The following is a 25,205-nucleotide window of genomic DNA, read 5'->3' as shown; positions in this document are numbered from 1 at the left end:
CGATGGAGCGGATGGCTACCCTTCCTCTCCACCTAGCGGGCAGACCAGTCCCGTCGTTCCGTAGGATTGGTAAATGATCATTTCGGCGTCGGAGGGCGACGGGCACGGTGAGGGGGCGGTCACCCCCCTCGAGGCCGCCTTCGAGGAGCGCGCGTGTGCCCAGCGCGCGGGCACTGCCGTCTTCATGGAGGGCGTCAGCCTCGCTTTGCTCGGCCGGGTGGAGCAGCTGCGGATCCGGCCGACCAACGCGTCGGGAACCGTCGACGACGACGGGCACCAGCAGGTCCGGCTGGAGGCTGGCGACGATGGTCCCGGCTCCACGTGCACCTGCTCCGACAGCTCGGGCGGGGTCTTCTGCCGCCATGCCGTGGCGGTGGCGCTGGTCGCCACGGGCTCGGCCGGGATGGCGGAGGACGACGACGAGGAGGACGGCCACGCCGAGGACCTCTTCGCCGACGATCCCGTGCACGCGGCGATCAGGGTGTTCCTGAGCCGCGTCCCGCGGGCGGAGCTGGTCGAGACGCTCCTCGACGCCGCCGACGAGAACGAGGTCGTGGCGGACGTGCTCTGGGAGGCCACGGTGGCCTGGCACGGCCGCCAGCACGGAGCCGTCTGACCGACGGGCCGCCGCGGTACGCGCGGCGCGGGGCCGTCCGGCATCGCGCCGCGCCTGGGGTCGATCTGCGCGACCGGGGGCACTCCCGGCGGGAGCATGACCGCATGCTCGAAGCACATACTGTTGCCGAGGTCCGGGACGCCGAGGCGCCCCTGCTCGCGTCCCTGCCCTCCGGCGGGCTCATGCAGCGCGCCGTGTCCGGTCTCGTCTCGCACGCGGTCCGCCGCGTCGACCGGGTGTACGGCGCCCGGATCGTCGTCCTCGCCGGTTCCGGTGACAACGGCGGTGACGCGCTGTGGGCCGGTGCCCGGCTGGCAGCTCGCGGCGCCCGCGTCCACGCCCTCGCTCCCGGCCGGACCCATCCCGAGGGCACGGCCGCCCTCCTCGCGGCCGGCGGGCGGCTGCACCGCACCGGCCCGGTCGACCCGCCCGCACCGGAGGGGATGGGCGCCGACGCGGCCGCCGACCTCCTCGACTCCGCCGACCTCGTCCTGGACGGGCTGCTCGGCATCGGCGGCCGCGGCGAGCTGCGCGAGCCGTACGCCCAGCTCACCACGCTCGCGCCGGCCCGGCGGACGGTGGCCGTGGACGTGCCCAGCGGGGTCGACGCGGACACCGGCGCGGTGGCGGAGGGGGCCGTGCGCGCGGCCGGCACCGTCACCTTCGGCACGTACAAGCGCGGCCTGCTGGTCGGACCCGGAGCTGTCCATGCCGGGCGGGTCGAGCTGGTCGACATCGGGCTGACCCTGCCCGAGCCCGACCTACGTGCCCTGCAGGACGTCGACGTGGCCCGGCTGTTGCCCGTCCCGGTCGCGGCCGACTCGAAGTACTCCCGCGGCGTGCTCGGGCTCGTCGGCGGCAGCGACCGGTACCCGGGAGCCGCGGTGCTGGCGGTCGGCGGCGCGCTGCGCGGCGGCGCGGGCTACCTGCGGGTGGTCGCCGAGGCCGGCGCCGCCGAGTACGTCCGCCGGGCCCACCCGGAATCCGTGCTGACGGTGATCGAGGCGGGGGACGCGGAGGCGATGCTCGGGGTGGGCCGGGTCCAGGCGTGGGCGATCGGCCCCGGCCTCGTACCGGACGAGGCCACCCGGCGCCTCGTCGACGCGCTGCTCGAGCAGACCGAGAGCGGCCTGCTCGTGGACGCCGGCGCGCTGGACACACTCGCGGCCGCCGTCGCCGCCCGCCCGGCGGTGCTGCGGGACCGCGCGGGCGCCGTCGTCCTGACCCCGCACGAGGGCGAGTTCATCCGGCTGACCGGCACGGCACTCGGCTGGGACCAGGCCGGCACACCTGAGCGCCTGCGGGCCGACCGTCTCGGCACCGTCCGCCAGGCGGCGCGGGACCTCGGCGCCGTCATCCTGCTGAAGGGCAACCGGACGATCATCGCCGCCCCCGGCGGGGAGGCCCTCGTCAACCTCACCGGGACGCCATGGCTGGGAACGGCCGGATCCGGTGACGTTCTCACCGGACTCGCCGGTTCCCTGCTGGCCGCGGGCCTGCCGGCGCCGCACGCGGCCGCCGTGGGCGCGTTCCTGCATGGCCGGGCGGGGGAGCGCGGGCCCGTGCCGCTCGCCGCCGCAGACCTGCCCGCGCTCCTGCCCGGGGTCGTCGAGGACCTGCTTGCTAGCGTCGAGGGGTGAGCCCGCCGCCCCCATCGCACCTGCCGCGTGCCTACGCGGCCATCGAGCTCGACGCCGTGCGCGACTCTGTCGCGGCCCTGGTCGCCCGCGCCGGCGCCGCCGCGACCATGGCCGTGGTCAAGGCGGACGGGTACGGGCACGGAATGCTGCCCTGCGCCCGGGCCGCCCTGGACGCCGGCGCGAGCTGGCTCGGGACGGCCTTCCTGGAGGAGGCGCTGGCACTGCGGGCCGCCGGGATCACCGTCCCGGTGCTCTCCTGGCTGGCGGCGCCGGGTGAGCGCCTCGCCGCAGGCATCGCGGCGGATGTCGACCTCTCCGCGTCCGCCGGCTGGGCGCTCGACGACCTCGCCGCCGCGGCCCGCACCGCCGGCCGGGCCGCCCGGGTGCACCTAAAGATCGACACTGGCCTCGGGCGGGCCGGGGCCACCGGCGAGGACTGGCCCGGCCTGTGCGACAGCGCCGCGGCGCTCGAGGCGGACGGGCTCATCGAGGTCGTGGGCGTGTGGAGCCACTTCGCCTTCGCCGACGCGCCCGGCCACCCGACCGTCCAGGCGCAGATCAGCCGGTTCGGTGACGCGGTGGACGTCGCCCGCAAGGCCGGGCTGCGCCCGCAGGTGCGCCACCTCGCGAACTCGGCCGCGACGCTGGTCAGCCCGGAGGCGCACTTCGACATGGTCCGGCCGGGCGTGTCGGTGTACGGGCTGTCGCCGGGGCCCGAGGTCGGGCCGCCGTCCGCGTTCGGGCTGCGGCCCGCGATGACGCTGCGCGCCAGCATCGCGCTGGTGAAGCGGGTGCCGGCGGGCACCGGAGTGTCCTACGCGCACCGCTACCGGACGTCGGCGGAGACCGGCCTCGCCGTCGTCCCGCTCGGCTACGCCGACGGCATCCCCCGCTCGGCCACGAACACGGCCGAGGTGCTCGTGGGCGGACGCCGGCGGCGCATCGCCGGCACCGTCTGCATGGACCAGTTCGTCATGGACGTCGGTGCCGACCCGGTGCGCGTAGGCGACGAGGTGATCCTCTTCGGCCCCGGCGACCGGGGCGAGCCGACCGCGGACGACTGGGCGCGCGCGCTCGGCACCATCAACTACGAGATCGTCACCCGGATCGGCCCGCGGGTACCGCGCGTCTACATCTGACCGCCGGATACGCCTGATCGGCCGGGACGTCTGGTCAGCGGCAGCCGCCGGTGCCGCACGCGCCGCCGCCGTGCTCGTGGCCGGCTGTGGCGCCCCCGAACATGCCGCGTTCCATCCGGCGGCGGACCGGCTGCGGGTTCGCCGCGCGCTCGGCGGCCTTCTCGATCTCGTCGCGCGTGGTCAGTGTCAGCATCACCGGCCCGCTCTGGGCGGGAGCGGCCGGCTGGGCACCGGCCTCGGCGAGGTCGTCATCGATCTCGTCGAGATCCTCGTCGAGATCGACAGCGCCGCCATACGTGGGCGACGTGGTCAGCTTGCTCTTCCGCCACCGCAGTTTCACGACGCCTCCCCTGGTCGCAACCACACGGCTCGACCGGGTCCACGCTAGCGGAGGATCGCGGAGCGAACCCGGTGGATCTCTGTGATCCCCTGTCGGGTATCCGCCTGCGCCGAGACGTGTCCTCCCGGGTCTGCTCATGACATCGCTTTCGGGCATCGGGCACCATCGGGCATCATCGGGGTGTCGTGCGTTCTATGGCCGGAAGGTGGGCAGACGGTGGCAGGCGCCCCAACCGATCGTGGTTCCACCGGCGGTTCGGGCCGCTCGGCTGGCGCTGCCCGTGCCGCCCTTTCGGTCGGCTCGGCGGGGGCTGCCGGCGCCCTGACCGCGACCGCCGGCGCGGCGCGGGCGGTGGCCCGGGCAACGGGATCCGCCGCAGGCTCCCGGGCCGCGCGCCGTGGTGGCACGGTGGGCCTGGTCGGAGCCGCGATCGCGGCCGGCCTGATCGCCGAGCGCCGGGCCGTGCGGCGCCACCGGGCCGTACCCGACCTGCCGGAGCGGGAGCGGGTCGGCCCGATCGGCGGCCGGGCCGACATGGTGGTCGCCGTGGCGGACGGTGTCCCGCTGTATGTGGAGGAGACCGTGCAGGACCCCCCGCCCCGACCCGGAGCGGGCTCCGCCGGGCCGACGCTGGTCTTCGTGCACGGCTTCTGCGTGAACAGCGACTCGTGGGTGTTCCAGTACCGCGCCCTGCGCGACCTGGGCCCGATGGTCTTCTACGACCAGCGCGCGCACGGCCGCTCCGGCCCGTCCGAGGCGGCGAACTGCACGATCGACCAGCTCGCGGCAGACCTCTACCAGGTTCTCACCGAGCGGGTCCCCGAAGGCCCGATCGTCCTGATCGGCCACTCGATGGGCGGCATGACGATCCTCGCGCTGGCGGGGGAGCATCCGGAGCTCTTCGGTGACCGCGTCATCGGGGTGGCGCTCATCTCGACCAGCGCGGGTGATCTCCCCCGGGTGACCTTCGGCCTGCCAGCACTGATCACGGGCGGCGTGCGCCGGGTGTTACCTGGGCTCGCGATCGGCATGCGCAGCGCCCCGTCGCTGTTCGAGCGAGCCCGCCGGCGGGGCAGCGACTTCTCCTGGGAGATCACTCGGCGGATCGGCTTCGGCTCGACCGATGTGCCCCCGTCCGTTGTCTCGTTCCTGGAGACGATGGTGGGGGACACGTCGATCACCGTCATGGCCTCCTTCATGTCCACCCTGCTCGACCATGACAAGCTGGACGCCGCCGTCAACCTCCGCGGTTCTCCCACCATCCTGCTGGTCGGGGACGGCGACCTCATGACGCCGCTCGCGCACAGCCTGACCCTCGCCGAGCTGCTGCCGGACGCCGAGCTGCGGGTCGAGGAGGGCGCGGGGCACGCGGTCATGCTGGAACGACCGGCCGCGGTGAACGCCGCCATCCGCGACCTGGTCGAACGGGTCCGCCCACCGCGCCGGGCACCGCTGCGGGCGCCCGACCCCGTCGGGCCGTGACGGCGGGCCCGCGGGGAGCGGTACGCGACGCCGGCCCGGTACCGCGCCGGCGTCGGACCCGGCTCCGCGGCGCCCGACGGCGCGCCGGGTGACGACGGCGCGCCGGGTGACGACGGCGGGCCGGGTGACGACGACGCGCCGGCGACATACGAAGAACCACGGACGAGGACGGATACGTACCGATGACCACGCCCGCCGTCCCCGAGATCGCGGTCGAGGATCCCGACCAGATGCGTGCGCTCGGCGCGCGCCTCGCGCCGCTGCTGCGCGCCGGTGACCTGATCATCCTGGACGGCCCGCTGGGCGCCGGCAAGACCGTTTTCGTCCAGGGGCTCGCGGCCGGCCTCGGGGTGTGCTCCCCGGTGACGTCGCCGACGTTCGTCCTCGCCCGGGTGCACACCGATGGCCGCCTGCCGCTGGTCCACGTGGACGCCTACCGGCTCGGTGGCGCCGCCGAGGTCGACGATCTCGATCTGGACGCCGATCTCGGGCGGTCGGTGTGCGCGGTCGAGTGGGGTTCCGGGCTGGTGGAGCAGATGGCCGCGGCCCATCTGCGGGTGGAGATCAGCCGTCCGTCCGGCGACGAGACCGGCGATGTGCGGCGGGTGCGGCTGCGGCCCGCGGGGGCCGACTGGGCCGCCCGGCTGACCGCGCTGGCCGCTCCGGACCTCACACCGCACCCGCAGGGGCCCGCGGCGCGTTAGCCGAGTCGTGCCATCGGTGCACCCGGCCCGTCGGCGTCCGCCGGTGCGTGCCGGCCTCTTACCGGGCCGGGCGGCGGGTCGGGTGCTGTCGAGCTCGGGCCGGATCGCGTCGACCTGTTGGTGCCGGCCTGTTGGTGGTGGCCGGGCGTGCCGCCGGGATCGTGGCACGCACGACGCGCTACCCGCGCCCGGACCCGTGCCGGCAGCGATGCCGCGATGTCCTGAGGGCGGGAACCGTCTCGGTGCGGCGGGCTCCCGTGGCGCGGGAACCAGCCCCCGTCGGTGGAATTCCCGGGACGGCCAGGCAGGCCGCCGGGCTCCGCGCCGTCCTAGCACCTATTCGGGTGGGCATGTTCGGGTAACCCGGTGAAGTGATTCCAGGAACACGGGGGCTCACCGGCGGTGAATTTTCGCTGCCGTTCCGGAATGGCGTTGGCGGTCGGACGTGAGCCGTCGCATAGCAGCGGGTGACCTAGATCATGTTAAGGTCAGATGTCCCAGTGTTAATGTTCGCCCCCGACCCCGTTCCTATACCGCGTCTCGGGTGGGCGTGTCGTGGCAAGTAGCGCTTGAGGACAAATAGTCAACGTTCTGTAGTTGATGAGTTGTTCCGCTATATTGGCGGCGTAGGCGCGAAGTTCATGCATGTAGCGGCCCGACTGCTTCATGTACGGGCCGCGGAGAACCGGGATGGCCCGTTGTGGCCGGGAGAGGGGGGCGAGTGCGCAGCAGCACCGCTGCCGACCTTGTGGACGCTCCGGTGGAGCGGTCGACCCGGTCCCGCCGTACACGCAGCGACTTCCTCGCGAGCCGGCGTGATCTGCTCGACGCCGTGGGCCGGCTCCTCGCCCGCAACGGGCGCCGCTTCAGCCTCGTCGACCTCGCGGCGGAGGCGGGCGTCTCGACAGCGACCGCGTACCGCCACTTCGCCGACGTCCACGACGCCCTCGACGTGTACTACCTCCAGCTCATCGACGTACTGGTAACCGACATCCGCGCCCTGGCGGTCGGTGAGGACCACCTGGGCAACTTCGAGGTCGTCTGCGAGGTGTGGGTCCGCTCGGCCGCGCGGTGGGGGCGGGCGGCGGTGCACGTGCGCTCCGCCCAGGGGTACCTCGCTCGGCTGCAGGCCCGTGACGACCTCGTCTCCAAGCTGCACCAGGTGCTCGCGCCGGTCGTGCTCGGCCTGGTGGACAACGGCGTGCTGCCGCCTCAGGAGCCCGAGTACGCGGTGCTGTTGTGGGCCTCGGTCTTCGACGAGCGGGTGATCGTCGACCTGCTCGACACCCTCGGCTGGTCGGTCGAGCAGGTCGCGCAGAAGCTCACCGCCTCGGCGCTGCGGATGCTCGGCTACACCGGCTGGACCCCCCTGCGGCCGGCCTTCCCGCCGGCGGGCTCCGGTGCGCAGACGCCCGCCGCCGGCCCGGTTCCCCCGGGCCCCGTGCCGGCCTCGCCCGCCTCGCCCCCGCGCCGCCACGGAGCCGCTGGTCCAGGCGGGATCGCGACGCGCGGTGCGGGCGGCCTCGGCGCCGGGCCGGTGCTGGCTCGCGCCGGCGCGCCGGCGGGCGGCGTCGACCCCCGGATCAGGCTCCGCTCCGGCGGCGCCGGCCGGCTGACCCACTAGGTTTTCTCCCGGACCGGTCCCGGCGTACATGTCGGGACCGGTCTGACGCGTCCGGCCGCCGTCCGGCGACCGCCACGCCCTGACGGACACGCTGACGGGCCCGCCCGGTACACCGCACCACTCGATGCGTTTGGTTCCCGTTGTTTTTCTGGGCGGCGTTGGTGGTCGCGCCGGTCGGGTCCGGGTCCGCCGGTCCGGCCTGCTCCGGTCGGCCCGCGTGGTTCTGGTAGTTCTTCTGTTGTGATTTTTTGGCGGCTCGGCCCGGCGGTCCGGGGGGTGTGGCCCGGCGCTCGTGTTACCTCTTGTTACCGGCCGCCGATGTCGGGGAATGCACTTCTTTCGCCCTGCTGCCTTTCCGGTCCGATATTCCTTCCGGGCATACGGTGAATTCTCTTGTCGTTGATGCGCTCACGGGAGCGTTCACCGTCGGGATGCCGTCCCGGCGAGTTTTCTGCGGATTTTTTCGGAGTCGGGGGTCCGGGACTCCTTCCGGAGGCCCGCGCAACTGCGCTGCCCAATCGCCTGGGCGGATGCTCGGCATACGGATCGATCAGTCCCCCGCACCCGGTGCCGCGCGCCGGGTGCGGGCCCGGCAGCGGGGGTCCGTAGGCTGGACGGGTGCTCGTCCTGGCGCTCGACACCTCGACGGCGGCCTGCGCGGTCGCGCTGGTCGAGCTCGGCGTGCCGCCCGCCGGGCCGTTGGTCCGTGCCTCCCGGGTGGTCTGGGACGCCCGCCGCCACGGTGAGCTGCTGGCGCCGATGATGCGCGACGTGCTCGCCGCGGCCGGCGTCCGCCCGCCCGAGGTGCGCGCCGTCGTCGTCGGGGCCGGCCCGGGCCCGTTCACCAGCCTGCGGGTGGGCATGGTCACCGGGGCCGCGTTCGCCGCCGCGCTCGGCGTCCCGGCCTACGGCGTCTGCTCCCTGGACGGCATCGGGGCCGCGACGACCGGCCCGGTCGGCGTCATCACCGACGCACGGCGCCGTGAGGTGTTCTGGGCCCGCTACCAGGACGGAACGCGTGTCGGCGAGCCCGGTGTGGGAGCCCCGGCGACTGTCGCCGCGGATCTGCGCGCCGCCGGCGTCGAACGGGTGACAGGGCCCGGGGCCGATCTGTACCCGGACGCGTTCGCCGGCTTCGGCACCCCGCCCGCCGGCGGTCCGGGCGAGCTGACCGGTTCGGGCGAGCAAAGCGGCTCGGACGCCCAGAGTGGTTCGGGCGAGTTGAGTGGTTCGGGCGAGTTGAGTGGAGCCGAGCCGGAGTATCCGGCGCCGGAGGTGCTCGCCCGCCTCGTCGCCGCGGACATCGTGGCCGGGCGTGATCCCGGGCCGCTCACCCCCCGCTACCTGCGGCGGCCCGACGCCGCCGAGCCCCGGGGCCCCAAAGTCGTCACCGCCTCGCGCTCGGAGTCGGCGCGGTCGGCCACGGCCGCCACCGGAGCAGCGCCGGCCGGAGCAGCGCCGGCCGGGACGATGCCGGTATGAGCGCCGCTGCCGTGAACCCGACGCCGAGCGCGGGCGACGTCGACCTCGTGCCGATGCGCTGGTGGCACCTGGGCGAGATCGCGACCCTGGAGCGGCAGGTCTTCGACCTGGACCCCTGGTCGGCCGAGCTCTTCTGGTCGGAGCTCGCGCAGGGCGACAACCGGCACTACCTGGTCGCGGTCGCGGGCGGCTCGATCGTCGGCTACGCCGGGCTGGCGCTGCAGGGCGACGAGTCCTACATCCAGACGATCGGGGTCGTCCCGGCCATGCGCGGGCGTCACCTCGGATCGCGGCTGATGATCGCCCAGCTCCGGGAGGCGCGGCGGCGTGGCGCCCGCAGCTGCGGGCTCGAGGTGCGCACCGACAACCGGCCTGCGCGGGCCCTCTACACCCGGCTCGGGTTCGTCGATCTCGGCGTCCGTCGCGGCTACTACCAGCCGTCGGGCGGCGACGCCTACGTGATGCGCGTGCGGCCGATCGACACCGTCGGCTACGGGGCGCTGCTGGACCGGGTCGAGGCGGCCGTCCTGCGGGACGCCAGGGCCGCCTCGTGAGGGCTCTCGGCACCGTCGTGAGGGCCGCCGGCGCCGCGGCGGGGGGTAGGACATGAGGACACCGGCCCGACCGCTGGTGCTGGGCATCGAGACCTCGTGCGACGAGACCGGCGTCGGCCTCGTCCGTGGCGGCGAGTTGCTCGCCGACGCGCTCGCCTCCTCGGTCGACGAGCACGCCCGGTACGGCGGCGTGGTGCCCGAGATCGCCGCGCGGGCGCACCTGGAGGCGATGGTCCCGACGATCGAGCTGGCGTTGGACCGCGCCGGCCTGCGCCCCCGGGACGTCGACGCCGTCGCGGTGACATCCGGCCCGGGGCTGGCCGGCGCGCTGCTGGTCGGGGTCGCCGCGGCGAAGGCGTACGCGCTGGCGCTGGGTGTCCCGCTGCACGGGGTGCACCATCTCGCCGCGCACGTCGCCGTCGACACGCTTGAGCACGGCCCGCTGCCGCGCCCGGCGGTGGCGCTGCTGGTCTCTGGTGGGCACAGCTCGTTGCTGCTGGTCCCCGATCTCGCGGCCGAGCCGGTCGAGTCGCTGGGGGCCACGGTGGACGACGCCGCGGGGGAGGCCTACGACAAGGTCGCCCGGTTGCTCGGCATGCCGTTCCCGGGTGGCCCGCCGATCGACGCGGCGGCCCGCGAGGGCAGCCCGCGCATCCCGTTCCCGCGCGCCAAGGCGGGGGACGGCACGTTCGACTTCTCCTTCTCCGGGCTCAAGACCGCGGTCGCCCGCTGGGTGGAGGCCCGGCGGCGGGCCGGCGAGCCCGTGCCGGTCGCGGATGTCGCGGCGTCGTTCCAGGAGGCCGTGGCGGACGTGCTCACCGCGAAGGCGGTCGCGGCCTGCCGGGCGCACGGTGTGGACACCCTGGTGGTCGGGGGCGGTGTCGCGGCCAACAGCCGGCTGCGCGTGCTCGCCGCGCTGCGCTGCGAGGCGGCGGGCATCACGCTGCGGATCCCGCGGCCGGGGCTGTGCACCGACAACGGCGCGATGGTCGCGGCGCTCGGGTCGCTGCGGGTCGAGGCCGGCGTCGAGCCCTCGCCGCTGGACCTTCCCGCGTCCTCCACGCTCGCCCTCTGACCGTTTCCGCTCTCTGACGTCTCCACCCGCTGACGGCCTTCTGACCACCTTCGCCGGCCCGGGACCCGCCACGGGTCCCGGGCCGGGCGGCGCTCAGGCGGCGGCGCGGTCGCGGGCCGTCTGCTCCGCGGCCGTCCGGGAGGCCTCGAACACGTCGGTGAACGCGGCGAGCGCCGGGTTCACCTTCGACAGCGTCATCACGACGGTGATGAACTCGATGTTGTCGGCGCCGAGTGCCTCGAAGGCGTGGCGCAGGTAGGGGACCTGGTGGTCCCAGCCCTCCTTGGGGGCGCCGGGGGCGTAGGAGCCCCCCTGCGCGGTGATGACGGTGACCTTCCTGCCCGCCAGCACGCCGTCGCCGGCCGTCCCGCCGGCCGTGCGGCCCATGACGATGACCTGGTCCAGCCAGGCCTTGATCGTCGACGGGTAGGCGTAGTTGTACATCGGCACCGAGATCACGTACTCGTCGGCGCTCTCGACCTCCTCGAGGTACTCCTCGCGGATCTTCACGGCCTCGGCCTGCTCGGGTGTGCGCTGCTCGGGGGGTGTCTGGCCGCCGGACACCAGCGCCCAGTTCAGGTGCGGCGGCGGGCTGGTGGCCAGGTCGCGGTGGGTCAGCGTGCCGTCCGGGTGGTGCTTGCGCCAGGACTCGGCGTAGGCCTCGGCGACTCCGCGGGAGACGGAGCCCTCCGGGGCGAGGCTGGAGTCGATGTGCAGCAGGTGGGGCATCGGAGCTCTCCTTGATCACGATCGGGAGGCGGGTGCCGGTCTCGGCGCGCGCCGCGGGAGGGAGGGTGCCGATCCGGCCGATCCGGCGCTGGCGCCGTGTGCGTCCCGTCGACTCCCCGTCGACTCCGGTGATTTTGGTGTGCGAACAGATAGTCGTTCCAAGCAATAATCTTTGTCAACACCTATCTGTTCCGCAGATTAGTTCATGATGATCGGGGTACGGTGTTCGGGTGGAGCGGTCCTCGGGCGCGTCGCCGATGCCGGCCTCCGTCGTGCTCCGGCCCGCCTCCCCGGCGGCGGAGCGACAGGATGAGCCGTCGGTCGCCGCTGGCCCGTCTGCCGCCGACTGTCCGTCCGTCGCCGCCGACGCGGAGCTCGAGCTGCCCGACGAGGTCCGCGACGACCTGCGCTGGATCGTCGGCCAGATCCAGCACGGGTACCTGGCCGCGTCCGCGAGCGCCGTCGGTGGCCTGCCCGGTGGTCTCAAGGGTTTCTACGTGCTGGACGCCGCGGTCGGAGGAACGGCGCACAACCAGATCGAGGTCGCCCGCCGTTTCTCCATCGACCGGACCGTGATGGTCCGGCTGGTCGACGAGATGGAGCGCGCCGGCCTGGTCGAGCGCCGGCCGGACCCGGCGGACCGCCGGGCACGAATGATCATCGCCACCGAGCGGGGAATCCAGGAGCACGAGCGGGTGCGGCGGCAGCTGCGCGCCGTCGACGACCACGTCCTGGCGCCGCTGGCGCCCGCGGACCGGGAGGTCTTCACCGGGCTGGCGCGGCTCGTCGCGGCACACCTGGTCGCGATGGATCCGACCAGGGGTGCCGCCGCGTGCGCCACGGCCGAGGTCACGCTGCAGAGTGCCACCACCGGTTGTGGCGGCCCCGGTGCCTGCGCGGGTGTCGCCGGCGCCACCGACATCACCGGCGGGCCCGGTGCTGGCCGCGCCGAGCCGAGCTGCTGACCGGGCGGGTCGGGCCGCGATGACGGTCACGTGGATGTGGGAGGCGAAGGCGGCCCCCGGTCAGGCCGCGGAGCTGGAGCGATGGGCCCGAGCGGCGGTGCGCGGGCGGGATGCCGAGATCTATCTCGGCCGTGGGCCGTCCACGGGCCTCGTGGTGGTCCTCCTGCACCTCGGCGTCGAGGAGTCCACGAGTGCTGCCGCCGGCGACCCGCCGCTCCCGGACCCCCCGGATGGGCTCATTGCCGGATCCGCGCATGCCTGGCAGTTCGAGCGCGCGCCGAACCGTCTTGACAGATCCGACCTTCTTGGTTGACGTGGGTGGTGCGGGTGCTAGGTTGGCACTCGGCACTTGAGAGTGCCAGCGACAGGCGCCTGTTCACCCGCGACGGCAGGCCGCCAGGGTCGCTCTCTCATCCAGCGAAGGAAGGGGGAGGTCGATCGTGACGACCGCCACCAAGGTTGCAATCAAGCCGCTCGAGGACCGGATCGTCGTCCAGCCCTCGGACGCCGAGACGACCACCGCGTCAGGCATCGTGATCCCGGACACCGCCAAGGAGAAGCCCCAGGAGGGCACCGTCCTTGCCGTCGGCCCGGGTCGGTTCGAGGACGGCAAGCGCGTCCCGCTCGACGTCAAGGTCGGCGACGTGGTGCTCTACAGCAAGTACGGCGGCACCGAGGTCAAGTACGCCGGCGAGGAGTACCTGGTGCTCTCCGCCCGGGACGTCCTCGCGATCATCGAGAAGTAGACCGGACGCCGGTAGCAGCAGGCAGGGCGTGTCCCACCGGTGGTCCCCTGGTTTCCGCCGGGGGGCCGCGGTGGGGCGCGCCCTTCTTGTTCCCGCCGGCAGCGGTGTCGGGAGGACACACAGGTATGCCGAAGATTCTGACGTTCAACGAGGACGCCCGCCGGTCGCTCGAGCGGGGCGTGAACGCCCTCGCGGACGCGGTCAAGGTGACGATCGGTCCGCGCGGCCGCAACGTCGTCATCAACAAGTCGTACGGCGCGCCGACGATCACCAACGACGGTGTGACGATCGCGCGTGAGGTCGAGCTGGACGACCCTTACCAGAACCTGGGGGCGCAGCTCGCCAAGGAGGTCGCCACCAAGACCAACGACGTCGCCGGCGACGGGACGACGACGGCCACGGTGCTGGCCCAGGAGATGGTCCGCCAGGGCCTGCGGCAGGTGACGGCCGGGGCCGCCCCGCTCTCGCTCAAGATCGGCATCGAGGCGGCGGTCGCCGCTGTCTCGTCGGCGCTGCTGGAAGCCGCGATCGAGATCGGCTCGAAGGAGACCATCGCGCAGGTCGCTGCGATCTCGGCGCAGGACGCCCAGGTCGGCGAACTCATCGCCGAGGCGATGGACAAGATCGGCAAGGACGGTGTGATCACCATCGAGGAGAGCCAGACCATGGGTCTGGACCTCGAGCTCACCGAGGGGATGCAGTTCGACAAGGGCTACATCTCGCCGTACTTCGTGACCGACCAGGAGAGCATGGAGGCCGTCCTCGAGGACGCCTACGTGCTGCTGCACCCTGGCAAGATCAGCGCGCTGAACGACATCCTGCCGATCCTCGAGCAGGTGGTGCAGGAGCGTAAGCCGCTGCTGATCATCGCTGAGGACGTCGAGGGCGAGGCGCTGTCGACCCTGGTCGTCAACGCGGTGCGCAAGACCTTCCAGGTCGTCGCGGTGAAGGCCCCCGGCTTCGGTGACCGCCGCAAGGCGATGCTGCAGGACCTCGCGGTCCTGACCGGTGGCCAGGTCGTCGCGACCGAGGTGGGTCTCAAGCTCGACTCGATCACGCTCGCCGAGCTCGGCCGGGCGCGGCGGATCGTCGTCGACAAGGACCTCACCACGATCGTCGACGGTGCCGGCGACGCCGACGCGGTCGCCGAGCGCGTCCGGCAGATGAAGGCGGAGATCGAACTCTCCGACTCGGACTGGGACCGCGAGAAGCTCCAGGAGCGCCTGGCCAAGCTGGCCGGCGGGGTCGCCGTCATCCGCGTCGGCGCCGCCACCGAGGTCGAGCTCAAGGAGAAGAAGCACCGTCTCGAGGACGCCGTGTCGGCGACCCGGGCCGCGGTCGAGGAGGGCATCGTGGCGGGCGGCGGCAGCGCGCTCGTCCACGCGGCCAAGGTCCTCGACGGTGACCTCGGCCTGACCGGTGACGAGCGTTCCGGGGTGCGGGTCGTGCGCGCGGCGCTCGACGCGCCGCTCACCTGGATCGCGCGCAACGCCGGCCTCGAGGGCGCGGTGATCGTGTCCAAGGTCCGCGAGGGCGACGTCGGCCGGGGCTTCAACGCGGCCACCGGCGAGTACGTCGACCTGGTCGCGGCCGGCGTGGTCGACCCCGTGAAGGTCACCCGCTCCGCGGTGGCGAACGCGGCCTCCATCGCCGCGCTGCTCATCACCACCGAGAGCCTGGTGGCGGAGAAGCCCGAGGAGGCCGAGGCCGGCCACGGCCACGACCACTCGCACGGCGGCCATGGCCACGGCCACTCGCACGGGCCGGGTTTCTGAGCCGTCGGGTGAGCTGAGCCGTCGGGTGACCGGCGGTGCACGGCCCGGCACCTGTGGCGGGTAGTGCGGTGATTCGGCAGGTGAGGCCCGGTCGGTCCGCGGACCGACCGGGCTTTGTCGTGTCCGGGGCCGTGACCCGCCCTGGCTCGGGGTGCGGGTATCGCCGGCGCGCGCGGCGCCACCCGAGGTCAGGGATCCGACAGCGGCCCCGGGGCGCTCACCCGTCGCGGGTGGTCGCCGGGGATGGGGAGACATGCCCGCATACGGCGGCGCGAACCGGCCTGCTGGCGGGAGCGGCGCCGGCGGGGAGACACCGGGAACACGAGCCCCCGGTGCTCGGCCGGCGGCGCGCATACTCCGGGCAAAAGAAAAGATCCCCGGGCCCGTACGTCCCGGAGCGGGGGTACGGGCCGGGGGATCTTCGCATCCGGCGGCTGGTTTCAGCAGGCCGGGGCGAGCCCCGGCCGGGCGGGCGCGTGACGGGCGGCGCCCCTGCGGGTGCGCCCGGTGAGGACCGCCTCCCGCTCGGACTCGCTCATTCCGCCCCACACGCCGTACGGTTCCCGGGCGGCGAGGGCATGTTCCCCACACGCCCGGATTACCGGGCAGCGTGCGCAGATCGCCTTCGCCGCCGCCTCCCGCGCGGCTCTGGCCGGGCCGCGTTCGCCCTCGGGATGGAAGAACAGCTCGGTGCTCTCACCTCGACAGGCGCCGTGGAGCTGCCACTCCCACTTCTCCGCGCCGGGGCCTGGAAGTCGTCGGACGTCGGTCATCGGCCTGACCCCCCCTTTCGACCTGAGCGGCTGGCGCCGCGACTACCCGGTCACCGTAGCCGCTCGCCATCGACTGGAGATCTTGAAATTTCACCCGGTCGACCGGCGCCGCCTCCCGGTGAGGTCCCTGCTACCCGGTAGGTTCACCGAGAGGCTGGGACACCGTGGATGCCGTCCACCGCTGACGGACCGCGCTACCGGCGCAGGCTCGCGCAGACAGCGGGCGGGACGGCGCGACCAGATGGAACCGTGGACGTCCGACCGCCGGTGTCGACGCGTGCGGATCACCGCCGGTCACGGGTGGTGCGCGCCCCGCCGACAGTCCCTCGCCTACCCGCCGCCGGTGCGGGTCACACGAACCGACATCGAGTTTCCCCACACGCTCGCCGCGGCGGGCTGTGCGGGGCGGGGCGAACGGCCGCGCTCCGATGCCGGCCCCGGCGTCGGTCGCCGGAGCCGCGGGCGGGCAGGGGTGCCCGGCCCGTGTCGGCCGGGCCGGGTTGTAACGGCTGGTGAGAGCCGGTCGGTCAGCGGGTGTCCGCCTCGGAGGCGGCTGAGGCCTCGTACACCCCGTCAGCGAAGCCGCGGGCGTACTCCCAGCTCACGTAGCACGCCGGATCCGGGGCGAAGGCAGGCTCGTGCACCCGTGTACGGCCCTCGTCTAGGAGGTGCCGTAGGTTGCCGGCCAGCAGGTCCCAGTCGAAGTAGTGCGGCTCGGCGCACCCCTCGCAGTCGACGACGAGACCCCGGTAACCACGTGGTTCGAGCAGGGTCCGGAAGACGTCGAGGTCGCCCAGCTCGGCGAGGATCTCTTCCCGCTCGCGTAGGGACAGCGGTTCGAGTAGTTCCAGATCCTCGGCGGAGTCGAGCTGCGCGAGCTCGGCCGCCGGGTCCTCGGGGTCGCCCGCGAAGGGGTCGAGGGGCTCGTTGCTCACGAGGAACACGCTACGCTCGCAGCCCAAGCTTAGTGGTCCCGATACGGAGTCCGGCACTGACGTGCGGGGCTTTCGCTCCAGCATGCCCCAATCTGTCCCAGCCTGGATGGCTTCCCTTCGTGCCGGGGCAGCTCGTCTGGTGTGGCAGTGACGGGCCGCGCGCATGGTCCGTGCTCCGCGCGCCGGTTGTCTGTGACCCATTTATGCGATTCCGGATCCGCGACGCCGGCCCTCGTGGTAGCAGCTGGTCCGTTTTGCACCTTTGGTGAGCGTTGTTTGGGCGGGGTGCCCACGGACGGGTGCGCCCCCGACCCCGGCGCCCGTCCTGTGGCATGCGTGGTGCTCTCGGTCACGCCGGGGAGTTCGGAGCCGTTGCCGGGCCTCTACGATGGAGTATCACCGTCGCCCGACCGGCGGGCCGCGCGGAGCCCAGCATGCTTCACCCGCCTGCCCGGGCAGACCGGCTCGCGCCGGTTCCCGGGCGCGGGACTCCCCAGACATCGCGGGGACGCTCCCGCCGGCGCCGGGCCGATGCGAACGGAAGGTGCCATGGACGGTTCCCCCGCCAACCCGACGACCTCGATCACGCGCGCGACCGGGGAACCCGACCTCGACCAGTCGCCCGTCCGGCACGTCGCTGACAGCCTGGGCGCCGAGGGGCCGGCGCTCCCGCCGAAGCTCGCGATGCTCGGCCTCACCTTCGACGACGTCCTGCTGCTGCCGGCGGCGTCCGAGGTGGCGCCGTCGGGCGTCGACACGACCACGCGGCTGTCCCGCAACATCTCGCTGGCGGTCCCGCTGGTGTCCTCCGCGATGGACACCGTGACCGAGGCCCGGATGGCGATCGCGATGGCCCGCCAGGGCGGCGTCGGCGTGCTGCACCGCAACCTGTCCGTCGACGACCAGGCACAGCAGGTCGACATGGTGAAGCGGTCCGAGTCGGGGATGATCACCTCCCCGATCACCTGCGGGCCGGACGCCACCATCGAAGAGGCGAACGTGCTCATGGCGCGTTACCGCATCTCCGGCGTCCCGGTGACCGAGCCGGACGGCCGCCTCGTCGGGATCGTGACCAACCGCGACATCCGCTTCGAGCGGGACTACACCCGCCGCGTCCACGAAGTGATGACCCGCATGCCGCTGATCACGGCACCGGTCGGGGTCTCGGCGGACGACGCGCTCGCTCTGCTGCGGCACAACAAGGTCGAGAAGCTGCCCATCGTCGACGGGCACGACCGGCTGTGCGGACTGATCACGGTCAAGGACTTCACCAAGCGCGAGCAGTACCCGCGGGCGACCAAGGACGCGGACGGCCGCCTCGTGGTCGGCGCCGCGGTCGGCGTCGGCGAGGACGCGCTGAAGCGCGCCCAGGTCCTCGTCGCCGCCGGGGTGGACTTCCTCGTCGTCGACACCGCGCACGGCCACCACCACGCCGTCCCCGACATGATCGCCCGGATCAAGGCCGAGATGCCCGCCGGGGTGGACGGCCGTCCGCTCGACGTCATCGGTGGCAACATCGCCACCGCGGCCGGGGCCGCCGCGCTCATCGCGGCCGGCGCCGACGCCGTCAAGGTCGGGGTCGGGCCGGGCTCGATCTGCACGACCCGGGTGGTCACCGGCGTGGGTGTTCCGCAGGTCACCGCGATCTACGAGGCGGCGCGGGCGGCGCGGGCCGCCGGCGTGCCGGTCATCGGCGACGGCGGGCTGCAGTACTCCGGTGACATCGCCAAGGCGATTGCCGTCGGCGCGGACACCGTGATGCTCGGCAGCCTGCTCGCCGGTGTCGACGAGAGCCCCGGTGAGCTCATCTTCATCAACGGCAAGCAGTACAAGTCCTACCGGGGGATGGGCTCGCTCGGCGCCATGCGCAGCCGCGGCGACACCCGCTCCTACTCCAAGGACCGCTACTTCCAGGACGACGTCCTCTCCGACGACAAGCTCGTCCCCCAGGGTGTCGAGGGCCAGGTGCCCTACCGCGGCTCGCTGGCCGGGATGGCCCACCAGCTGATCGGCGGCCTGCAGGCCGCGATGGGGTACACGGGTGCCGCGACCATCCGTGATCTCCAGGAGAACAGCCAGCTGGTGCGGATCACGTCGGCTGGCCTGACCGAGAGCCACGCGCACGACGTCCAGATGACGGTCGAGGCGCCGAACTACACCCGGTGAGTCGCGGCCGGTGGTCGGGAGGTCTCTCTCCGCCGCCGGCCGCCAGCCGTTCCAGCGGCCGCGCGGCGCTCGTCGTTCCGTATCCCCGCCGCCGGACGCCGACGCACCAGGCAGGATGGTCGGCGGGACCAAACGGGCTGACCAGGAGGCCGGGACACGGTGGCAGACGTCGAAATCGGTATCGGGAAGAACGCGCGAGTGGGCTACGGCCTTGACGCCGTGGGCATCGTTCCCTCGCGGCGCACCCGGGACCCAGCCGACGTGTCACTCGCCTGGGAGATCGACGCCTATCACTTCGATCTGCCGATCGTCGCGGCGCCGGCCGACGCGGTGACCTCGCCGGAGTCCGCGATCGCCGTCGGGCGCCAGGGTGGGCTCGGCGTGCTGCACCTCGAGGGGCTGTGGACCAGGCACGAGGACCCCGAGCCGCTGCTCGAGGAGGTCGCGGAGCTGGGCGCGCGTTCCGGCGCGGTGGCGGCGACCCGGCGCCTGCGTGAGTTCTACGCGGCGCCGGTGCAGCCCGAGCTCATCGGGGCGCGGCTGGCGCGGATGCGGGAGGCCGGCGTGGTCACCGCCGCCGCGCTGCGCCCGCAGAAGGTCCGGGCACTGTGCCCGCACGTGCTGGCCGCGGGCGTGGACCTCCTCGTCATCCATGGCACGGCGGTGTCGGCCGAGCACCAGTCCAGGCGCACTGAGCCGCTGAATCTCAAGCAGTTCATAGGACAGCTCGACATCCCGGTGATCGTCGGTGGCTGCGCATCCTTCTCCACGGCACTGCATCTCATGCGGACGGGCGCGGCCGGCGTGATCGTCGGAGTCGGTGCCGGCCTCGGCGACGACACGGCCGAGACCCTCGGAATTGGTGTTCCGCTGGCGACTGCGATCGCCGACGCGGCCGGCGCCCGGATGCGGTACCTCGACGAGTCCGGCGGCCGGTACGTCCACGTCATCGCGCATGGCGACCTGCGCACCGGCGGGGACGCGGCGAAGGCCGTGGCCTGCGGAGCCGACGCCGTGATGGTGGATTCGCCGCTCGCGCAGGCGGTGGACGCCCCTGGGCGGGGCTCGGTCTGGTCGATGGAGATCCTGCACTCGGACCTGCCGCGCGGGCGGTGGGCGCCGGTCGAGACGTCACGTACCGTCGCCGAGATCCTCACCGGGGGCGAGGTCGCGGCCGAGGACGGTGTGGCGAACATCGCCGGGGCCCTGCGGGCGGCGATGGCCACAACGGGCTACGCGACGTTGAAGGAGTTCCAGAAGGCGGAGATCATGATCGCCGCCGGGCGCTAGCGGAACGGGCCCGGAGAGCCAGCGGTGTGCGTCGGTCGTGCTGCCGACCCGGACGCCTTGGGTGTAAGTCCGCCGTGGCACCCTTGGAGCCGTCCGTCTCCGGATCGAAGGATGACCGATGCGCCTCGACGAGAACGGCCGCTGGGTCAGCGACGACGGCGCCTATGTCTGGGATGACGCGGCCCAGACCTGGCGGCTGGCGAATGCCACGTCGCCGTCCGCCATGCCCGCGACCGGCTCGGGCCGGACGGCCTCGGGCCAGACCGGTCCGGGCCACACCGGTTCGGGCCAGGCGGGCCCGGGGCAGGCGGGCTCCGGCCAGACGGGTTGGACACCGCCGCACACGGGTCCGCTCGCCCCGAGCTCCGGCAGTTCCGCCGGCACCGGGGCGACCGGGCCGATCTACACCGGGCAGGCGTACGCGGGGCCGGCCGACACAGGCTCCTCCTACGGCGGCCGCCCCGGCTCCGGCTACCCGGACCCGGCACGGTCAGATCCGGCACGGTCAGATCCGGCATGGACGGGCCCGGTGCGGGCGGGCCAGGCGCCGGCCGCGCGGGAATCGGGCCGGCCCACAACGACCGGCCCGTTTTCGACCGGCCCGTTTCCAGCTGGGCAGCTTCAGAGCGGGCCGATGGCCACCGGGCCGATGCCGACGGGGCCGATGCCGACCGCCCGGACAGCCACGGGCGCGTCCGGGGGCCGGGCAGACTCCGCCGTGGCGCCGAGCGATCCTGCGGAGAACACGACGGGCATCCCTCGCCGGATGACGCGGCCGCGGCGGCCCCGGCCGGCCGGGCAGCTCGACGTGGCCGACACCGATCTCGACGACACCGATCTTGACGACGCCGATCCCGACTACACCGACCTGGACGGCCCGCACTTGGACGACGCCGACCCGGACCGCTGGGCCGGTGACGATGACGAGGATGAGGCGGGCCTCCGGGGCCGCGGTGCCAGGCCGGGCGACGGCCACGGCCCCGAGGGCGGGGGAGCGCGGCGGTTCGCCAGCGGGCTGCGGGCGTCCGCGCTGGATCCCCGGGCGCGCTGGGGCGCGGCGGGGCCGGGCGGGACGTCCGACAACGGCGGCGGGCCCGACGGCTACCCGGCGGCCGAGGACCCCGCCCGCGGGATCGCCGCGATGCTGCGCCGGCCGACCGTGCTCGCGGTGGCCACGGCGTTCGCTCTGGTAGTCGCGCTCGGCGTGGCCGGGTTCCTCGTTCTCGGCGGGGGTGACGACAGCGGTTCGACCGCCTCCGCGTCGTCCGCCGGGGTGGGCAGGTACGACGCGGCCGTCCGGAAGGACTACATCGACGCCTGCCTCGGCGTGAGCGACGGCAACGAGCGCTACTGCACCTGCACGCTGGAGAAACTCGAGGCTGACTACACCCAGGAGCAGTATCTGGCCTTCAACAGCGACGTCGAGTCCGACAACTCCCAGCGCATCGTGCGCGAGATTTACGCGGCCTGCCGCAATCTCCGGTGAGAGCCCCCGTGTACAGTGGGATGATCCCGTTTGCGACCGATTCGTGCTTTCCACCCGCAAGGGCAACGGCAACGGCGAGGCTGCCGTTGCGAACGGGGAGACGGGCGCATCCAGATCGGACTCGTCCGGAGCGTGTGCGTCGCGCACGGGTTTCGTGCGGGGTGCCCGGATCGGTCGGTCACCCGCCAGCCGGCGCGTGGTGTGTCCGCAGCAGCGGGTCCGGTCCCGGTGAGCGGTCTCGTGTTCGGGTGGCGTCGGCTTTTAACGGCGCGACAGGAAGCGGCCAGCGTGAATTCGGCCAGTACGTTCACGGCCGGTACATTCAGACGGCTGACCGCCTTGGGACGCTGATCAGAGAGGCGGGCGATGCTCACCGGCGAGTGTGGTCGATGAGCATGGTCGACGTCCCGGCGGCAGCGCGACGCGGGTTCGGTGCCGGGACGTGGGCATCCGGCTACCTCGGCGGCAGGTGGGTGATCGCTCCGTGACCGTGGACGGCACCGACCGACCCACTGGCGGTCGTCGTGACGACGACTTCTTCGCGGTCGAACGGGTCGGCGAACCCGACGACACCGCGGTCTCCCGCCCGGCCCCCGCGGCCGACGGCGGCTGGGACGTCACCCCGTGGCCGGCCTCCGACCTGGACGTGAGCGCCGGCAGTGGTCCGGCCCGTGGCGTCGTGGGTGGTCCGCTGGTGGACGGCCCGGTGCTGGGCGGTCCCGTCGTGGGCGGTCCGGCCGTCGGCGGTCCGACCGCGGGCGGCGGGCCGTCGGTTGGCGACGATCCGTTCGACGTCAGCTCGACCTGGAACGGGCCCGCCCCGGTCATCGGGGGGCCGCCGTCCGACCTGGGCCGCGCCGCACCCGACGTCCAGCCCGCGCCGCACTCCCTGGCACCGCACTCCTCAGGGCCCTACTCCCCAGGGCCGCACACGCCGGCGCCGCACCCCGCGGCACCACACACGCCCGTCCCGCCGGCCTCGGCGCCGCAGGTGGGCCTACCGCCGGCGGGCCCGTCGGTGACGGGCGGCTTCCGGGTCCCGACCGGGTACGAGTCGGCCCCGCCCGCGTCTCCGCGCTCCTACGCGGAGCCGACACCGCCGCCGAGGTTCCCGACCGAACGCGGGTCCGCCCCGCCGGGCCGCGTCGGGGGCCCGGACACCGGTTCGGTCCGCATCGGCGGCCCGGATACCGGCTCGGCGCCCGGCTGGGGCCCCGCGAGCCCGGGTGCGGGCGCGCCCGGCATCAACCCGGTGACCGGCAGCTTCCCACTGCCACCGACGAGCCGGACGCAGCCGCCCGCCGCGAGATCCGGGGGTGCTCCCGGGCCCAGCGCCTACCAGGGTTATGACCCGGCGCGTCCGCAGAGCACGCCCCCGCCGCCGCAGCCGGGCGCCGGCCATCCGGGTGGCTCCGGTCTGCCGCGCCCGGACCAGACCGGCGGGTTCGCGCGCCCCGGCGCCGCCTACCCGAGCCGGCCCGGCGAGCCCGAGCGGCCGGCTCCGCGGCCGGTCGACCCGTGGAACGGCCACAGCACGGGCTCCGGGCCGCGCCCCGACCTGTCGCTGCCTCCCCGGGCAGGCACGCCGTCCACCGACCACGGCCGGGACGACCAGCGGCGCAACGGCTACGACCCCCAGGGGCGCAGCGGCTACGAGGTCCGTCCGGACCAGTCCCGTGGCGACCGCGGCGCGGCACGCGCCCCGGACGGCTACGGGGCGAGCGGCCCGACCACCGGCGGCTACCGCGTCGGTGACCCCGGCAGCGGCCCTGCACCTCTCGGCGGCGCTGGTTCTCCCGGCGGGCCAAGTTCTCCTGGTGGGCCTGGTGCTCTTGGCGGTATGTCGGCACCCGGTGGTGGCGCGACCCCGGGCGCGGCCGCGCCGGGGCGGCCTGTCGGCGCCGGGCCGGTGGCGCGCGCCGCGCTGCCGCCCGGCTCCTGGGCCGGGTCCCCGAGCGGAGCGCTTCCGATCGACGGGCGTCTGAACAGCGGTCGGCACGCAGCGGACCGGCCCGGTTCCCCGAACGGCGACGCGTCCGGCCCGTGGCGGTCGCCGCACCGGGATGATCCCGCGGCCTTTCCGCCCGATCGCCCTCGCGGCGCCGGCCTCCCGCCGCTGGCGAACGATCCGCTCTCCGGTCCGCTGCCGGTCGCCGCCCTGCCGCCGGGACGTCCCGAGCCCGGACGCCCCGGTGGCCGTCCGGAACTGGGCCAGCCGGAGCTGGGTCGACCCGAGCTGGGCCGGGCTGAGCCGGGCGGCCGAACCGGCCCTGCCGGGGCCGCGCGCGCGGAGCCGCTCGCCCCGGGGGCGGCGCCGTCCGGGCCGTGGCGTTCTCCGTCGCCCCGCGCGGCTGTCGAGGACACCATGACCACCACGCGCTCGCCGTTCCGCGGGTCGGGGGCCCTGCCGGCGCTGCCCCCGGGCCGTTCGGCGGCGCCGGGCGCCCCGGGCGCCGACCAGGCACCGGTTCCAGGCACGCCGCCGCCGGCGCCCGGTGCCGGGACGGGCCCGCGCGCCGCGACCGGCCCGCGCGGCGCGACCGGACCGCGCGCGCTGCCCGGACCGGCCGCGGCTGGTGCCGCGCCGGGTCGGCCCAGACGTCCCGAGAGCGCGGCGGAGATGACCTCCCTGGTCACCCGCCGGGGCCGGGCGGGTGCCGCCGGCGCGGCCGACCGGGGAGACGACTCCGGCTGGCAGCCGTCCCGGGGGGCTCGCCGGACGGGTGCCCGCGGAGTGCCCGCGGACCGCAGGCGCACCCCGAACCCGACCACGGACACGAACAGCCTCCAGGCGGTCTCCGCGCCGCCGGCGCGGCGCACCACGCCGCGGCCCGCCGACGCCCCCGAGGACACCGGCTCGACCGGCCGGTCGAGCCGGTCCCGCGGGGACCGGCCGGGCCGGGGAGGCACGGACGTCGAGGACCTGCACCCGGAGAACCGCCGGTCGGCGGCGCGTGACGCTGGCCTGGCCGGGTCAGGCGGCGGGGGCGGAGCGACGGGCGGAGCCCGCGGTAACGGCGGCGGAGCTGGTGGCCGCGGCGGGCGTGGCCGGGGCGCCGGGGATGACCGCCCGTCGACCCGCGCGGTCGGGGTGCTCGAGCCGGCCGAGGTGGACGACGAGGCGGACGACCAGCCGTCCACCCCGGACCGGCTGGCCTGGCTCAAGGAGGGCTGGATCGGCCCGCTGGCCATCGCGCTGGTGGTCTCCCTGTTCGTGGTCGGCGCCTACACCCTGCTGATCGGGGGAGACAGCGGGGACCAGACGCCGTCCGAGCCCACGGCCACGCAGTCCGAGCCGCCGGCGCCGACGAATCCGGAGGCCCTCGCCGGTAAGGCCCTGGTCAACGGCACCTGGCACTGCCGCGTGATGGTTGACGGGGTGACCGGTGACCTCCTTCCCGACAAGCTCGTCGTCGATCCGACGGGCCTGACGTATCGATGGAACGACGGTCAGGGCGTCTACACCATCACGCCGAAGCAGGGTGACGCCGGGGCGTCGCTGATCTCCGAGGTCCAGTTCACCAGCGGTCCGCTGCAGGGAGTCACCGGCAAGAGCCTTATCACCACCAAGGAAAACAGTGGTTTCGCGAGTGGCACGCTGCTGCTCGACGCCATGCCGAACGTGTCCGCCCGGGGTTGCTTCGTGAACTGAACCACTTCGCGTAATCCCCCGAGGGGCAGCGG

General features: G+C 74.1%; 21 protein-coding genes. 17 read left to right on the top strand and 4 right to left on the bottom strand.

All coding sequences use genetic code 11. The features are described 5' to 3' along the window. Positions 1 to 73: 73 nt before the first annotated feature. From FRANEAN1_RS29795 to alr, 3 genes are all read left to right on the top strand, one after another. A complete protein-coding gene (locus FRANEAN1_RS29795; protein ID WP_041254921.1) occupies positions 74 to 616 on the top strand; it encodes an SWIM zinc finger family protein in 543 nt (180 codons plus the stop codon). 104 nt (positions 617 to 720) lie between these two features. After that, entirely contained in the window at positions 721 to 2,256 is a 1,536-nt protein-coding gene (locus FRANEAN1_RS29790; RefSeq protein WP_020463452.1) for a bifunctional ADP-dependent NAD(P)H-hydrate dehydratase/NAD(P)H-hydrate epimerase, read from the top strand. Continuing rightward, positions 2,253 to 3,395 (top strand): alanine racemase, encoded by a 1,143-nt coding sequence (gene alr, locus FRANEAN1_RS29785; RefSeq protein WP_020463451.1) that lies wholly within the window; start codon positions 2,253 to 2,255, stop codon positions 3,393 to 3,395. The genes FRANEAN1_RS29790 and alr overlap by 4 nt, the downstream gene beginning before the upstream one ends. 34 nt (positions 3,396 to 3,429) lie before the next feature. Here the strand turns inward: alr and FRANEAN1_RS29780 are convergent, their stop codons facing one another. Continuing rightward, the gene (locus FRANEAN1_RS29780; RefSeq protein ID WP_041254920.1) at positions 3,430 to 3,735 is read right to left on the bottom strand and encodes a hypothetical protein; all 306 of its coding nucleotides are present in this window, start codon (positions 3,733 to 3,735) and stop codon (positions 3,430 to 3,432) included. 216 nt (positions 3,736 to 3,951) lie between these two features. Here FRANEAN1_RS29780 and FRANEAN1_RS29775 point away from each other — a divergent pair, with 216 nt between their 5' ends. From FRANEAN1_RS29775 to tsaD, 6 genes are all read left to right on the top strand, one after another. Then, on the top strand, positions 3,952 to 5,217 hold the full coding sequence (locus FRANEAN1_RS29775) for an alpha/beta hydrolase (RefSeq protein WP_020463450.1): 1,266 nt from the start codon (positions 3,952 to 3,954) through the stop codon (positions 5,215 to 5,217). Between the two features lie 182 nt (positions 5,218 to 5,399). Beyond that, entirely contained in the window at positions 5,400 to 5,921 is a 522-nt protein-coding gene (gene tsaE, locus FRANEAN1_RS29770) for a tRNA (adenosine(37)-N6)-threonylcarbamoyltransferase complex ATPase subunit type 1 TsaE (RefSeq protein WP_049795790.1), read from the top strand. 721 nt (positions 5,922 to 6,642) lie between these two features. Next, positions 6,643 to 7,545: a TetR/AcrR family transcriptional regulator gene (locus FRANEAN1_RS29765; protein ID WP_020463448.1), complete on the top strand. Its 903-nt coding sequence runs from the start codon at positions 6,643 to 6,645 to the stop codon at positions 7,543 to 7,545. 618 nt (positions 7,546 to 8,163) lie between these two features. Further along, positions 8,164 to 9,027, top strand: coding sequence for a tRNA (adenosine(37)-N6)-threonylcarbamoyltransferase complex dimerization subunit type 1 TsaB (gene tsaB, locus FRANEAN1_RS29760; RefSeq protein WP_020463447.1), 864 nt, complete (start codon positions 8,164 to 8,166; stop codon positions 9,025 to 9,027). Continuing rightward, positions 9,024 to 9,581: a ribosomal protein S18-alanine N-acetyltransferase gene (rimI, locus tag FRANEAN1_RS29755; RefSeq protein ID WP_020463446.1), complete on the top strand. Its 558-nt coding sequence runs from the start codon at positions 9,024 to 9,026 to the stop codon at positions 9,579 to 9,581. Before tsaB ends, rimI begins: the two co-directional genes overlap by 4 nt. Positions 9,582 to 9,633: 52 nt before the next feature. Beyond that, on the top strand, positions 9,634 to 10,656 hold the full coding sequence (tsaD, locus tag FRANEAN1_RS29750) for a tRNA (adenosine(37)-N6)-threonylcarbamoyltransferase complex transferase subunit TsaD (RefSeq protein ID WP_020463445.1): 1,023 nt from the start codon (positions 9,634 to 9,636) through the stop codon (positions 10,654 to 10,656). A gap of 93 nt (positions 10,657 to 10,749) precedes the next feature. On the opposite strand, the gene FRANEAN1_RS29745 is transcribed toward tsaD, so the two are convergent. Next, on the bottom strand, positions 10,750 to 11,385 hold the full coding sequence (locus FRANEAN1_RS29745; protein WP_020463444.1) for an NAD(P)H-dependent oxidoreductase: 636 nt from the start codon (positions 11,383 to 11,385) through the stop codon (positions 10,750 to 10,752). Positions 11,386 to 11,615: 230 nt separating this feature from the next. On the opposite strand from FRANEAN1_RS29745, the gene FRANEAN1_RS29740 reads away from it, so the two are divergent. The 4 genes from FRANEAN1_RS29740 (at position 11,616) to groL (ending at position 14,871) form a co-directional block, all read left to right on the top strand. Next, positions 11,616 to 12,350 carry a MarR family transcriptional regulator gene (locus FRANEAN1_RS29740; protein WP_020463443.1) on the top strand — a complete coding sequence of 245 codons (735 nt, stop codon included), beginning with the start codon at positions 11,616 to 11,618 and terminating at the stop codon, positions 12,348 to 12,350. Between the two features lie 19 nt (positions 12,351 to 12,369). Beyond that, positions 12,370 to 12,663 (top strand): hypothetical protein, encoded by a 294-nt coding sequence (locus tag FRANEAN1_RS29735; RefSeq protein WP_041256658.1) that lies wholly within the window; start codon positions 12,370 to 12,372, stop codon positions 12,661 to 12,663. 124 nt (positions 12,664 to 12,787) lie between these two features. Further along, positions 12,788 to 13,096 carry a co-chaperone GroES gene (gene groES, locus FRANEAN1_RS29730; protein WP_026240216.1) on the top strand — a complete coding sequence of 103 codons (309 nt, stop codon included), beginning with the start codon at positions 12,788 to 12,790 and terminating at the stop codon, positions 13,094 to 13,096. Between the two features lie 125 nt (positions 13,097 to 13,221). Then, positions 13,222 to 14,871: a chaperonin GroEL gene (gene groL / locus FRANEAN1_RS29725; RefSeq protein WP_020463442.1), complete on the top strand. Its 1,650-nt coding sequence runs from the start codon at positions 13,222 to 13,224 to the stop codon at positions 14,869 to 14,871. Positions 14,872 to 15,311: 440 nt separating this feature from the next. Here the strand turns inward: groL and FRANEAN1_RS29720 are convergent, their stop codons facing one another. Then, the gene (locus FRANEAN1_RS29720) at positions 15,312 to 15,644 is read right to left on the bottom strand and encodes a WhiB family transcriptional regulator (protein WP_018505082.1); all 333 of its coding nucleotides are present in this window, start codon (positions 15,642 to 15,644) and stop codon (positions 15,312 to 15,314) included. 527 nt (positions 15,645 to 16,171) lie between these two features. Then, the gene (locus FRANEAN1_RS29715) at positions 16,172 to 16,588 is read right to left on the bottom strand and encodes a DUF5319 domain-containing protein (RefSeq protein WP_018505081.1); all 417 of its coding nucleotides are present in this window, start codon (positions 16,586 to 16,588) and stop codon (positions 16,172 to 16,174) included. Positions 16,589 to 17,128: 540 nt separating this feature from the next. Here FRANEAN1_RS29715 and guaB point away from each other — a divergent pair. The 4 genes from guaB (at position 17,129) to FRANEAN1_RS29695 (ending at position 25,173) form a co-directional block, all read left to right on the top strand. Continuing rightward, the gene (guaB, locus tag FRANEAN1_RS29710) at positions 17,129 to 18,745 is read left to right on the top strand and encodes an IMP dehydrogenase (RefSeq protein WP_041254919.1); all 1,617 of its coding nucleotides are present in this window, start codon (positions 17,129 to 17,131) and stop codon (positions 18,743 to 18,745) included. 159 nt (positions 18,746 to 18,904) lie between these two features. After that, positions 18,905 to 20,035: a GuaB3 family IMP dehydrogenase-related protein gene (locus FRANEAN1_RS29705; RefSeq protein WP_020463439.1), complete on the top strand. Its 1,131-nt coding sequence runs from the start codon at positions 18,905 to 18,907 to the stop codon at positions 20,033 to 20,035. 118 nt (positions 20,036 to 20,153) lie between these two features. Then, positions 20,154 to 21,521 carry a hypothetical protein gene (locus FRANEAN1_RS29700; protein ID WP_020463438.1) on the top strand — a complete coding sequence of 456 codons (1,368 nt, stop codon included), beginning with the start codon at positions 20,154 to 20,156 and terminating at the stop codon, positions 21,519 to 21,521. A gap of 484 nt (positions 21,522 to 22,005) precedes the next feature. Continuing rightward, positions 22,006 to 25,173: a hypothetical protein gene (locus tag FRANEAN1_RS29695; RefSeq protein ID WP_041254918.1), complete on the top strand. Its 3,168-nt coding sequence runs from the start codon at positions 22,006 to 22,008 to the stop codon at positions 25,171 to 25,173. Positions 25,174 to 25,205 lie beyond the last annotated feature (32 nt).

This window comes from Parafrankia sp. EAN1pec, from assembly GCF_000018005.1.
Lineage (GTDB): Bacteria > Actinomycetota > Actinomycetes > Frankiales > Frankiaceae > Parafrankia > Parafrankia soli.
The sequence above is the reverse complement of the archived record's forward strand: the minus strand, read 5'-3'. Positions and strand labels throughout refer to the sequence as shown.